The sequence below is a fragment of the Candidatus Babeliales bacterium genome, assembly GCA_016929235.1.
In the GTDB taxonomy this organism is placed as follows: domain Bacteria; phylum Babelota; class Babeliae; order Babelales; family JABCYS01; genus JAFGJD01.
This window is the reverse complement of sequence record JAFGJD010000007.1, coordinates 37,553-48,777: the sequence shown is the minus strand read 5'-3', so window position 1 is coordinate 48,777 and position 11,225 is coordinate 37,553. Positions and strand designations below refer to the sequence as shown.

At 44.5% G+C, this 11,225-nt stretch carries 17 protein-coding genes; 15 read left to right on the top strand and 2 right to left on the bottom strand.

The window, feature by feature from the left end:
• Positions 1–576 (bottom strand): hypothetical protein (locus JW872_03755; GenBank protein ID MBN1549748.1); only part of this gene is annotated, 576 nt, incomplete at its 3' end.
• Entirely contained in the window at positions 573–1,706 is a 1,134-nt protein-coding gene (locus JW872_03750; protein MBN1549747.1) for a site-2 protease family protein, read from the bottom strand. The genes JW872_03750 and JW872_03755, both read right to left, overlap by 4 nt.
• A gap of 255 nt (positions 1,707–1,961) precedes the next feature.
• Between JW872_03750 and JW872_03745 the strand changes: the two genes are divergently transcribed.
• Genes JW872_03745 through rpsQ form a run of 15 tightly spaced genes read left to right on the top strand, consistent with a single transcriptional unit; the run spans position 1,962 to position 11,216 of the window.
• On the top strand, positions 1,962–2,339 hold the full coding sequence (locus JW872_03745; protein MBN1549746.1) for a 30S ribosomal protein S12: 378 nt from the start codon (positions 1,962–1,964) through the stop codon (positions 2,337–2,339).
• A gap of 3 nt (positions 2,340–2,342) precedes the next feature.
• Positions 2,343–2,822, top strand: coding sequence for a 30S ribosomal protein S7 (gene rpsG, locus JW872_03740; GenBank protein ID MBN1549745.1), 480 nt, complete (start codon positions 2,343–2,345; stop codon positions 2,820–2,822).
• 14 nt (positions 2,823–2,836) lie between these two features.
• Positions 2,837–4,909, top strand: coding sequence for an elongation factor G (fusA, locus tag JW872_03735; GenBank protein ID MBN1549744.1), 2,073 nt, complete (start codon positions 2,837–2,839; stop codon positions 4,907–4,909).
• A 31-nt stretch (positions 4,910–4,940) separates the two neighbouring features.
• A complete protein-coding gene (tuf, locus tag JW872_03730) occupies positions 4,941–6,131 on the top strand; it encodes an elongation factor Tu (protein ID MBN1549743.1) in 1,191 nt (396 codons plus the stop codon).
• Between the two features lie 11 nt (positions 6,132–6,142).
• On the top strand, positions 6,143–6,448 hold the full coding sequence (gene rpsJ / locus JW872_03725) for a 30S ribosomal protein S10 (GenBank protein MBN1549742.1): 306 nt from the start codon (positions 6,143–6,145) through the stop codon (positions 6,446–6,448).
• Between the two features lie 16 nt (positions 6,449–6,464).
• A complete protein-coding gene (gene rplC, locus JW872_03720; protein ID MBN1549741.1) occupies positions 6,465–7,097 on the top strand; it encodes a 50S ribosomal protein L3 in 633 nt (210 codons plus the stop codon).
• Positions 7,094–7,765 (top strand): 50S ribosomal protein L4, encoded by a 672-nt coding sequence (gene rplD, locus JW872_03715; GenBank protein ID MBN1549740.1) that lies wholly within the window; start codon positions 7,094–7,096, stop codon positions 7,763–7,765. The genes rplC and rplD overlap by 4 nt, the downstream gene beginning before the upstream one ends.
• Positions 7,750–8,109: a 50S ribosomal protein L23 gene (locus tag JW872_03710; protein ID MBN1549739.1), complete on the top strand. Its 360-nt coding sequence runs from the start codon at positions 7,750–7,752 to the stop codon at positions 8,107–8,109. Before rplD ends, JW872_03710 begins: the two co-directional genes overlap by 16 nt.
• A 17-nt stretch (positions 8,110–8,126) precedes the next feature.
• Positions 8,127–8,945: a 50S ribosomal protein L2 gene (rplB, locus tag JW872_03705; protein ID MBN1549738.1), complete on the top strand. Its 819-nt coding sequence runs from the start codon at positions 8,127–8,129 to the stop codon at positions 8,943–8,945.
• A gap of 19 nt (positions 8,946–8,964) precedes the next feature.
• Positions 8,965–9,255, top strand: coding sequence for a 30S ribosomal protein S19 (gene rpsS, locus JW872_03700; GenBank protein ID MBN1549737.1), 291 nt, complete (start codon positions 8,965–8,967; stop codon positions 9,253–9,255).
• Positions 9,256–9,273: 18 nt separating this feature from the next.
• The gene (gene rplV, locus JW872_03695) at positions 9,274–9,639 is read left to right on the top strand and encodes a 50S ribosomal protein L22 (GenBank protein ID MBN1549736.1); all 366 of its coding nucleotides are present in this window, start codon (positions 9,274–9,276) and stop codon (positions 9,637–9,639) included.
• Between the two features lie 4 nt (positions 9,640–9,643).
• The gene (rpsC, locus tag JW872_03690) at positions 9,644–10,279 is read left to right on the top strand and encodes a 30S ribosomal protein S3 (protein MBN1549735.1); all 636 of its coding nucleotides are present in this window, start codon (positions 9,644–9,646) and stop codon (positions 10,277–10,279) included.
• A 10-nt stretch (positions 10,280–10,289) separates the two neighbouring features.
• A complete protein-coding gene (rplP, locus tag JW872_03685; GenBank protein MBN1549734.1) occupies positions 10,290–10,697 on the top strand; it encodes a 50S ribosomal protein L16 in 408 nt (135 codons plus the stop codon).
• Between the two features lie 4 nt (positions 10,698–10,701).
• Positions 10,702–10,941, top strand: coding sequence for a 50S ribosomal protein L29 (gene rpmC / locus JW872_03680; GenBank protein ID MBN1549733.1), 240 nt, complete (start codon positions 10,702–10,704; stop codon positions 10,939–10,941).
• Positions 10,942–10,952: 11 nt separating this feature from the next.
• Positions 10,953–11,216, top strand: coding sequence for a 30S ribosomal protein S17 (gene rpsQ / locus JW872_03675; GenBank protein ID MBN1549732.1), 264 nt, complete (start codon positions 10,953–10,955; stop codon positions 11,214–11,216).
• Positions 11,217–11,225 lie beyond the last annotated feature (9 nt).

Sequence of the window (11,225 nt, the reverse complement as noted above, 5' to 3'; positions counted from 1 at the left end):
ATGCTTGTAGCCGATGAATGCGGGGATTCCCTTGATGTTGAGTTTTTGCGCATCAGTGAACGAGTCTGTATCAATTTCTACAAATGTTATTTTATCTTTGAGCTCTTCAGCAAGCTTGTGGTAATGAGGTTTGACTGCATTGCATGGTGGGCACCAAATGGCAGAGCATTTTACAATTACGGGCTTTTTATGTTTCTTGACTAGCTCCTGTAAGCTGTCGTAACTATCGACGTTCACAATAACACTCTCTTGAGGTGTGGCAGCTGCCTTCCACTCATCCCACCCAAGTTTAAAATAGGTGAAGGACTGCATGGTTGTTGCAAAGCCAAGCATAACTAAGAGCATCAAGCTTGATATGGTATGGAGCACGGACTGGAGATTCTTCTTTTTCCAAAGGAGATATGCTGCATAGATGAAGTTTCCCAAAAAAAATAGTGTGTAGAGTTTGAAGGTAACTGCTAGCATCAGATACCGAGCAATCTTAGACATCCATAGGGAGTTAGCAAGATATGGAAGTAGGATCAGCAACCCTACGTAGATACTGGCGATGAACCAGATTTTTTGATGTTTTTTCACATGTGTCCTTTCTTATGAATGGGATGCTCAGTGCTCTGAGCGCGGTTTTCTTGATATAGGTTGGCGACATCTCTCAGGCTTAGAAATAAAGCTAGTCCGAAGAAAAGAATCCAAGTGATAAGAAAGATGCCTTCCTTAATTTTTAAGGGTAGTTTTTTTCGTAGTAGTGCTTCAATAGTGTGCAGTAAAATTTGTCCTCCATCCATGATTGGTACAGGAATCAGGTTCAATACTGCCAAGTTGATACTGATCAATGCAAGTAAGGCTAAGAAAATCTTCATTCCCTTAGATGCATGATGTACCGTCTGTGATACCACCATAATAGGACCGCCAAGACCTGATATGTTTTTGGTGGTGATCATTGATTTAAAAGCGAGTGCAATTCGGTAAATGAGACGGTTGGTATAGGCAACGCCATCTACGACTGATTGCCAAATACTTACAGATTTTCTGACAGCTTTCTCAAACTGAACACCCAAGTAGCCAAAGACTGATCTTCCTACAACTTGCTCACCAAGTTTGACGGAAACGGTTCGCTCTTTGCGTTTTCGCTTGATAGTAAGATCGATCGCCTGATTAGCGTTTTCGCTTACCTTTGTGATGATGGTTTCAACGTTGCCATCAACGCTTGATCCATTGATTTTGAGGATTATATCTTTTGGTCTGAGCCCTGCAATTTCTGCTGGTGATTCTGGGATTATGGCGGCAATAATAGGCTTGCTACTTTGTGCGATTGGTAGCATGGAATCGGGCATGCCTGTGATATGTAGCGCAATGAAAACCACATACGAAAAAATTAGATTGAAGCCTATGCCTCCTAGCATGACAAGCAATTTATGCCAATATGGATGTGTATCAAACGATTTTGGGTTGATTTCTACATAGCCACCCAGGGGAAGTGCTGAAAATGAAAATTGCGTCTTCCACCATTTTTTTGAAATGAGTCGGGGGCCCATTCCTATTGAGAATGATAGGGTATCTATCTTGAGTAACTTACACATCAGAAAATGGCCCAGCTCATGGAAGCCGATCAGAAAACCGATACCAAGGGAGCCAAGGATTACGAAAAGGAGTGTTTTGCTAAAAAAAAACGAGAGCAACGCTTGAACAGAACCAATCGAAGGGACCATAGAGGAGACCTTTACGTTTAAGGGTATCGTACCAAAGTATGAATATACTGTGCGTACACCGTAGCATCAAGACATACATTGTTCAATTATACTTGAAAAAAACAGTGGAACGTCTACACTAGCCCTATACCGTCACATGCCCATTTTGGAAGGGTTTTTGTGACTAAAGCCATGACGTGATCATCAGGTTCGGTATTTCGATCCCCGTCATTTTTTAGGTACAAGTTTGTTATTTTTTAATAGGAACGTAAGGCTATGCCCACGATAAGTCAGCTTTCACGAAAAGGACGCAAGAGCTATAAAGCCAAGTCCAAGAGCATTGCTCTAAAAAATTGTCCTCAGGCGCGTGGTGTATGCACTCGTGTGTTTACCACCACCCCTAAGAAACCTAACTCTGCGTTGAGAAAGGTAGCCCGTGTCAAACTGGCTAATGGTAATGAAGTAACAGCATACATCCCCGGAGAAGGTCATAACCTCCAAGAGCACTCTATTGTGTTGATTCGTGGTGGTCGTGTAAAGGATTTGCCAGGTGTGAAGTATCATATTGTTCGCGGAGCCTATGATGCTGCTGGTGTAGAAAATAGAAAGCAGTCGCGTTCTCTGTATGGCGCAAAGCGCCCAAATAAAGGATAAGGTATGCCAAGGCGTCGGTCAGTTAATTTGCAGCGCAACATTGGAGTTGACCCAAAGTATGGGTCTTCTTTGATTCAGAAGTTGATCAATATTGTTATGGAACGAGGCAAAAAGAGCACCGCTCGCGCAATTGTCTATGATGCCATGGATGTCCTCGTCAAAAAGGCGGGAGATCAAGGCAAGGGGCTTGCTCTATTCCATAAGGCATTCGATAACATTATTCCTGCCATTGAGGTTCGTCCTCGTCGTGTGGGTGGTAGCGTTTATCAGATTCCTCGTCCAGTAGAGGGCAATCGTGGTAGGGCGCTAGCTATGCGTTGGTTGATCAATGCATCATCTGCACGTTCTGGTAAGACCATGGGCGAGCGCTTAGCGCATGAGCTTATGGATGCAGTGCAGGATCGTGGCGGGGCAATTAAGAAAAAAGTTGATATGCATAGAATGGCCGAATCAAATCGTGCCTTCTCGCACTTCTCATGGTAAATGAAGGTTGATCGATGAGTAAGAATACTTCACTAGATAGGTATAGAAATATTGGGATTGCCGCCCACATTGATGCGGGGAAGACGACGGTTACCGAACGTATTTTATTCTATACCGGTATCTCTCATAAGATCGGCGAAGTGCATGAGGGCGAAGCGATTATGGACTGGATGGCGCAAGAACGTGAGCGTGGTATTACCATTACCTCTGCTGCGACAACCTGTTTTTGGCAAGATCATCAAATTAATATTATTGATACCCCGGGACACGTTGATTTTACTATTGAAGTTGGCCGATCGCTCCGCGTACTTGATGGAATGATCGGTGTTTTTTGTGGTGTCGGTGGTGTGCAGCCGCAGTCTGAAACTGTGTGGCGCCAGGCAAATCGATATAAAGTTCCACGTATTGTTTTCGTAAACAAGTTAGATCGTATTGGAGCTGACTACTTCAAAGTTGTGAGTGAAGTTAATGACAAACTTCATGGTAATGCGCTTGCTATGCAGATACCGGTAGGTAAGGAAGAAAATCTTCGTGGAATCATTGATGTGCTCACGGGAAAGATGGCTATCTTCTCAAGCGATAACATGGGCGCGGGCATCGAGTGGCACGATATTTCTGAAGAATACAAAGAGCAAGCTGAAGAAATGCGCATTCAGATTATTGAGCGTGCATGCGATTTCGATGAAGAGTTAGCAGAGCGATACATAAATGGTGAAGAACTTTCGATTGGCGATATAAAGGCTGCTTTACGTAAGGGTGTTTTGGCTCGCGAAGTGACTCCAGCATTCTGTGGTACGGCTTTCAAAAATAAGGGCATCCAGCTAGCGCTAGATGCAGTTGTTGATTACTTGCCGTCGCCGCTTGATGTTCCTCCGGTAATCGGTACTAATCCTCAAACTGGTGAAGAAATTGTTAGACACGCTGATCCAAAAGAACCGTTTGCGGCACTTGTATTTAAAATTATGACCGACCCATTTGTTGGTGTGTTATCATTTATTCGTGTGTATTCGGGATCACTTAAATCGGGTTCCTATGTGTACAACGCAAAGAATAATAACAAAGAGCGCGTTAGCCGAATTATTAAGTTGCACGCTGACAAGCGTGAAGAAATTCCTAGTGTTCATGCGGGTGATATTGCTGCGTTGGTTGGTGTGAAGGATGCCATTACGGGTGATTCGCTATGTGAAGAAAAGAAGCTTGTATTACTCGAATCTATCGATGTTCCTGCACCTGTTATTTCCGTGGCTATTGAGCCAAATAACAAATCCGATCATGAAAAGATGGTACATGGTTTGAAGAAGATGATGCAAGAAGATCCATCCTTCCAGTTTACCTATGATCCAGAGACCGCACAGACGGTGATCCGTGGTATGGGTGAATTGCACTTGGAAATTATCATTGATCGTATGAAGCGTGAGCAGAAGGTTGAGTTGACGCAAGGTAAGATGCAGGTTGCTTATAAAGAAACCGTTCAAAAACCAGTTGAGGTTGAAGGTAAGTATATCAAGCAGTCTGGTGGCAAGGGCCAATATGGCCACGTTTGGATTAAATTGGAGCCATTACCACGCGGTAAAGGATTCGAATTTGAAAATGCTATTGTCGGTGGTACTGTGCCCAGAGAATATATTCCTGCAGTGCAAAAAGGTCTTGAGGAATCATTAAATTCTGGGGTCCTTGGGGGTTATCCAGTTGTTGATTGTAAGGCAACGTTGTATGATGGATCTTACCATGACGTTGACTCATCAGAAATGGCATTTAAAATTGCCGCTTCCATGGCATTCAGAAGTGGTATGTCAAAAGCTTCCCCAGTTATATTGGAACCCATCATGAAGATTGAGGTGGAGACGCCTGAAGAATATATGGGTGATGTAATGGGTGATTTGAGTGCGCGTGAAGGCCGAATTCTCGGCATGGATGCGAAAGGTGGTTCGCAGATTATTTCTGCTGAAGCTCCACTTAGAAATATGTTTGGTTATGCAACGGATCTTCGCTCTAAGACGAAGGGCCGTGCGAGCTACACGATGGAATTTGAATGCTATCGTGAAATGCCAAAGCATGCGCAAGATGAAGTCGTGAACAGTAAATAGGTGTTATGTATTAAGCAAGTAGGAGCTCCCTATGGCAAGAGAAATTTTTGAACGTAAAAAACCCCATGTGAATGTGGGAACCATTGGTCACGTTGACCATGGTAAAACTACGTTGACCGCAGCGATTACCAAAGAGCGTGCATCAAAGGGATTAGCAGATGCTAAGGCATTTGATCAAATTGATAATGCGCCCGAAGAAAAAGCTCGTGGTATTACGATTGCAACCTCACACGTTGAATACGAAACTGATAAGCGTCACTATGCGCATGTTGACTGTCCTGGTCACGCTGACTATGTGAAGAACATGATTACCGGTGCTGCACAGATGGATGGTGCGATTTTGGTAGTATCTGCTGCCGATGGTGCTATGCCTCAAACTCGTGAGCATATTCTTCTTGCTCGTAACGTTGGCGTTCCTGCGATCGTTGTATTCCTTAACAAGGTTGACATGGTTGACGATCCTGAAATGGTTGAAATGGTCGAAGAAGAAGTGCGTGACTTATTGACTAAGTACGGCTTCCCAGGAGACAAGATTCCTTTTATTAAGGGTTCTGCTCTTAAGGCGCTTGAAGGCGATTCTAGCGATCTTGGTATGCCAGCAATGGCACGTTTGATGGATGCGCTTGATAGCTATATTCCTGAACCAGAACGTGATATCGATAAGCCGTTGATGATGCCTGTTGAAGGTGTGTTCTCGATTTCTGGTCGTGGTACAGTTGCTACCGGTCGTATTGAGCGTGGTAAAGTCAAAGTTGGTGACGAAGTTGAAGTTGTTGGTTTTGGCGAAAGCTATAAGACAACAGTTACCGGCGTTGAAATGTTCCGTAAGACCATGACCGAAGCGCAAGCTGGCGATAATGTTGGGTTGTTGCTTCGTGGTGTCAAAAAAGAAGATATCGAGCGTGGTATGGTGGTTGCAGCTCCTGGCTCAATTACTCCACATAGAAATTTCGAATGCGATGTGTATATCTTGACTAAAGAAGAAGGTGGACGTCAAACTCCATTCTTTTCAGGATATAAACCACAGTTTTACTTCCAAACCACAGACGTTACCGGGATTGTTACCTTGCCAGCAGGGCGTGAAATGGTAATGCCTGGTGATCACGTGTCGCTTTCCGTACAGTTGATTGCTCCTATTGCAATGGAAAAAGACTTACGGTTTGCAATTCGTGAAGGCGGGCGAACTGTTGGTTCGGGTGTTGTTACCAAGATTATTGAGTAATTGGGTTACACATGAAGAAGCAACGTATTCGTTTAACATTAAAATCATACGATCATCAGCTGCTTGATAAGGCAGTGAAACAGATTGTATTAACGGTACGTCGGACAGGCTCCCAGTTGATGGGGCCTGTGCCGATGCCTAATAGAAAGCGCTGCTTTACGGTGCTTCGTTCGCCACACATTGATAAGAAGTCCCGTGAACAGTTTGAGTTGACTACGCATCGTCGCATTCTTGACATTGTGTCGCCAACCGATCAGACCATGGATGCTCTTATGAAGTTGAGTATTTCTTCTGGTGTTGATGTTGAGATTAGATAGGTTTGAAGGGTTGTCGATGATTACAGGTTTATGGGGCAAAAAAGTTGGAATGACACAGGTTTTCTCCGAGAAAAATGAGGTTGTTCCTGTAACTGTTATCGATACAGGCCATTGGTTTGTTACTGCAATTAAAACGCAGGACAAGGATGGGTATAGCGCTCTTCAATGTGGTCGAGTGCGTAAGCGTTACGAAGGCGCTTCGTTTGATCAAGCATGGTTGAAAAGCATGAAGAAGTATTTTGTGCATGTTAGAGAAATATCTCTTGCGCAAGATGCCGAAGGCTTCACGGTAGGCCAAGCATGTGATCTAGCTTCGGCTTTACAGGAAGGTGGATTAGTTGACGTCTTTGGTGTTTCCAAGGGTCGCGGGTTTCAGGGTGTTGTAAAGCGTCATGGCTACTCTGGTGGGCCCGCCACGCATGGATCGACTTTCCATCGACTCCCCGGTTCGATCAGTTTTTGGAGATCTGAAGGTCGGGTTCCGAAGGGAAAAACGCTTCCTGGTCATATGGGGGCGGTAGCAACAGCAGTCAGAGGACTGAGGCTTGTTCAGGTTCGTCCTGAAGACAACCTTGTATTGGTGAAGGGTGCAGTTCCTGGTTCATCAGGTTCTTGTGTCTTTGTGCGAAAGCAAATGGGTGAAAAATGAGTGAAGAGACTAAGCAAAAAATGGTAGAGCAGGCGCAGTCATTAGCCCATGTGGTTACTGCAAAAGATGTTGGTGCAAAGGCGTCTGACAAAATAGAGATCTGCCCGGCAAATATTGCGGTTTGCGTTCGTGTATTGCGTCAAGGATGGCGTCAGGGAACGGTTGCTGTGAAGAGCCGATCAGATTTGATCTCACGTTCTAATAAGAAGCCGTGGAAACAAAAAGGAACAGGTCGTGCTCGAGCAGGTTCGCCTCGTTCTCCACTTTGGCGTGGAGGCGGTGTAGCGCATGGACCACAAGAACGAGTGAAAACGCTTAAGGTTGGCAAAAAAATGCGCAACGGAGTTTTGAGCTCGGTCTTTTGGAATCAATTAGAGCATGGTAAGATAGTTCGTGTTGACGATTCGTCTTTGAGTGTTGGTACTCCAAAGACAGCTGCGGCAGCTCGTTTACTTAGGGATGCCGGGCTTCGCGACACAAAAGTTACCCTCTTTCTCAAGGCAAACGATTTCTTGAACCAAGCTTCGTTTGCAAACATTGCCAACGTGAACACATTGTTCTTTGATGAAGCGAATGTGTATGACTTGTTAGCTCGAGATACATGGGTTGTGTTAAAGAAAGATTTTCAAGCATTTAAGGAAATGGTTAAACCATGGCTCTCCAGTTAAGTATTTATGATATTATACAAGGTCCTGTCATCAGTGATAAGGCCTATCGCCTCTATCAAAATCTGAAGAAGATTGTCTTGAAGGTTCATCCTCAGGCTAATAAGCGCCAGGTTATTGAGGCTCTTGAACGCTTGTTCAATGTTAAAGTAAAGACAGTGCGTATTGTGATCCGCAAAGGAAAGTTAAAGCGTCCCCGTATGAATCGTGTGTTTGTGCAGGACCCTCTTGAAAAGAGAGCCATTGTTACCTTGGCTGATGGGTATTCGCTTGATCTTCTTACACAGGGTGGAACAGTTGCGCCCGAGACTACATCGGTAGAGCCGGTTAAAGAAGCGCAAAAGTAACGATATAGGACAGAAAGATGGCTATTAAAACAAGAAAACCTCGTAACTCATCGCTCAGATATCAGTCATATACTGATTCAAGCGACATTACTAAGCATCGTCCTGAAAAAAAGTTGACGATCGGTTTGAAGAAGCGTGGCGGAAGAAATGCATATGGTAGGATTACGGTTCGTCATCGCGGTGGCGGGGCGATTCGTAAATATCGTGTTGTTGATTTTAAGCGGTCAGAGCGTGATGTTCCTGGAAGATTAATTGCCGTTGAGTATGATCCTAATCGTAATGTGCGCATCGGTCTTGTATCCTATGCTAACGGCGTGAAGCGTTATATGCTCATGCCAGAAAATTTGAAAGTTGGTTCGGTTGTAGAAGCTGGTGAAAGAGTTGAGCCTCGAGTTGGAAATGCATTACCACTAAAGAATATTCCAGTCGGGTTTTCGGTGCATAATGTTGAGCTCAACCCTCGTTCTGGCGGTACGTTTGCTCGTAGTGCTGGATCGTCGGTTCAGATCGTCGCCAAGGCTGATGAGTATGCAACTGTTAAATTGCCTTCTGGTGAAATACGTTTAGTTCATCAAGATTGTTGGGCAACGGTTGGCGTTCTTGGTAATGCTGATCACAAAAATATTGTTATTGGTAAGGCGGGAAGAACCCGTCACAAGGGATTTAGGCCTACGGTTCGTGGTATGGCGATGAATCCAATTGACCACCCGCATGGTGGTGGGGAAGGCCGTTCTAAGTCAGGGGCCCACCCAACAACTCCTTGGGGAAAAGGGTGCAAGGGTACACGTACTCGTAAGAAGAAAAATCCAAGAATTTTAAAACGACGCAAGAAGTAAGAGGAAAAGGTAACGCATTATGGCAAGATCCACCAAGAAGGGCCCATTTGTAGATGAGTCGCTCCTTGTGAAAGTTCACAAGGTGAAAGAATCTGGCAAAAAAGAGGCTATTAAGACATGGTCTCGCAGAAGTATGGTTATTCCTGAATTTGTCGGGTTAACAATTGCAGTGCATAATGGTAAAAAGTTCCTTCCAGTCTTCATTACGGAAAACATGGTGGGTCATTATTTAGGTGAATTTGCGCCAACGCGTACCTTCAGGCTACATAGTGGCCAGAAGAAGACCGGGGCAGAGTCTGCTGATAAGTAAGGTTGAAGAGGTAAAATTATGCAATTTACAGCAAAAGCTCGTTATATTCGTTTCTCGCCCTACAAGCTGCGTCCATTAGTTGATGTGGTGCGTGGTAAGGATGCGGATTATGCGTTGAACTGGTTTTCAACCTGTGCACTTAAACGAGTGAGGCCATTGAAAAAGATTCTAGAATCTGCTGTTGCCAATGCTAAGAGCCAGGCGAACCTTGCAGAGTCGGATTTGGTAGTGCGAGAGTTTTGTGTGGATGAAGGTCCAACGATTACGTATTACAAACCAGGGGCAATGGGTCGCGCAAATTTACAGCGCAGGCGGCTCAGTCATCTGAAGGTTATGGTGGCTCCTAAAGTGTCAACTGAACAAAGCAAAAAGAAAGAGGAATAGCGTCGTGGGACAAAAAGTTCATCCAAAAGGATTTCGCTTAGGCGTTTATCGGGATTGGGATTCTCGTTGGTTTGCTCGTGGTTCGTATGCGGATCAACTGATGGAAGATATTGCTATTCGTCGCTTCTTGGCTAAAGAGCTCAAGAATGCGGAAGTCTCACGTATTGAGTTGGAAAAAGCGGGTGAAAATATTCGCATTATTATTCACTCAGCACGTCCTGGCATTGTGATTGGTAAAAAGGGTCAGGAAATTGAAAATTTGAGAACAAAGATTTCTTCAAAATTTCCTGGTCGCGCCGTTGAAGTTTCGGTGCAAGAAGTTGAGAATCCAGACGCTGATGCGATGACAGTTGCGAGAAGCATAGCAGAACAGTTAGAGCGTCGTGTGAGCTTCAAGCGTGCTATGAAGCGTGCCGCAGCGGGCGCTCTCAGAGCAGGTGCTAAAGGTATTAAGATTAGATGTGCGGGTCGCTTGGGTGGAGCTGAAATTGCTCGTGCAGAATGGCTTCGTATTGGTTCGATTCCATTGCACACCTTGAGAGCGAATGTAGATTACGGACAGGTTACGGCACATACCACGTATGGTGTGATTGGTGTAACGGTTTGGATTTACAAAGGCGACTTCCAGTTAAGTAAGTAGGGATGAGACCATGTTAATGCCACGAAAAACAAAATATAGAAAAGTGCAACGCGGAACGATGAAAGGTCTCTCTAAGGGTGCGCGTGACGTTCAGTTTGGAGAATATGGGCTACAAGCGCTTGAACCGCATTGGGTAACTGCGCAACAAATTGAAGCACTGCGTGTGACTATTTCTCGCCGTATGAAAAAAGTGGGAAAAATGTTTTTGCGTATCTTTCCTGATAAGCCTATCACGAAGAAACCTGCCGAAACTCGTATGGGTAAAGGTAAGGGTTCCCCTGAATTTTGGGCAGCAGTAGTTAAACGCGGAAGAATTATATGCGAGGTTGCCGATGTTGATGAAGCAACAGCACGCATCATTTTGCAAAAAGCGGCATATAAGTTGCCGATGAAAACAAAGTTTGTGAAAAAGGCATAGGATCATGAATCAGGTAAAGCAAGAATTGCACAACAGCTCGGTACAGGAGTTGCGTGAAAAGGTAGAGGGATATCGTAGAGAGCTCTTTAGCTTACAATTGAACGCAACAACAGCTCATGTAAAGGATTATTCTCAATTTAGTAAATTGAAAAAGAATCTTGCACGTGCTCTTACCTACTTGAGCCAAAAGCAGGATAAACTGGTTCAAGAATCTGCTGAAACACAAAGTATACAGACGAAGTAAGAAGGTGCCTCATGGCTGAACAAACAAAGAAACAAAGACTCATGCGCGGAACCGTTGTTTCGGATAAGACTGAAAAAACGATTGTTGTCCAGATTGCCAGAGACTATAGGCATCCTGTGCTGGGTAAAGTTATTAGAAGCGTAAAAAAGTATAAGGTCCACGACGAGAACGAAGCAGCTCAAGTTGGTGATATTGTTGACTTCTACGAAGGACGTCCTGTGTCCAAGACGAAGTACATGTATCTCTCTCGAGTTGTCGAATCTGCGGCGAAGTAGATGGCATTG

Coding starts and splice junctions, on each gene's coding strand:
- JW872_03750 (MBN1549747.1), bottom strand. CDS start 1,706: ATGGTCCCTTCGATTGGTTCTGTTCAAGCGTTGCTCTCGTTTTTTTTT.
- JW872_03745 (MBN1549746.1), top strand. CDS start 1,962: ATGCCCACGATAAGTCAGCTTTCACGAAAAGGACGCAAGAGCTATAAA.
- rpsG (MBN1549745.1), top strand. CDS start 2,343: ATGCCAAGGCGTCGGTCAGTTAATTTGCAGCGCAACATTGGAGTTGAC.
- fusA (MBN1549744.1), top strand. CDS start 2,837: ATGAGTAAGAATACTTCACTAGATAGGTATAGAAATATTGGGATTGCC.
- tuf (MBN1549743.1), top strand. CDS start 4,941: ATGGCAAGAGAAATTTTTGAACGTAAAAAACCCCATGTGAATGTGGGA.
- rpsJ (MBN1549742.1), top strand. CDS start 6,143: ATGAAGAAGCAACGTATTCGTTTAACATTAAAATCATACGATCATCAG.
- rplC (MBN1549741.1), top strand. CDS start 6,465: ATGATTACAGGTTTATGGGGCAAAAAAGTTGGAATGACACAGGTTTTC.
- rplD (MBN1549740.1), top strand. CDS start 7,094: ATGAGTGAAGAGACTAAGCAAAAAATGGTAGAGCAGGCGCAGTCATTA.
- JW872_03710 (MBN1549739.1), top strand. CDS start 7,750: ATGGCTCTCCAGTTAAGTATTTATGATATTATACAAGGTCCTGTCATC.
- rplB (MBN1549738.1), top strand. CDS start 8,127: ATGGCTATTAAAACAAGAAAACCTCGTAACTCATCGCTCAGATATCAG.
- rpsS (MBN1549737.1), top strand. CDS start 8,965: ATGGCAAGATCCACCAAGAAGGGCCCATTTGTAGATGAGTCGCTCCTT.
- rplV (MBN1549736.1), top strand. CDS start 9,274: ATGCAATTTACAGCAAAAGCTCGTTATATTCGTTTCTCGCCCTACAAG.
- rplP (MBN1549734.1), top strand. CDS start 10,290: ATGTTAATGCCACGAAAAACAAAATATAGAAAAGTGCAACGCGGAACG.
- rpmC (MBN1549733.1), top strand. CDS start 10,702: ATGAATCAGGTAAAGCAAGAATTGCACAACAGCTCGGTACAGGAGTTG.
- rpsQ (MBN1549732.1), top strand. CDS start 10,953: ATGGCTGAACAAACAAAGAAACAAAGACTCATGCGCGGAACCGTTGTT.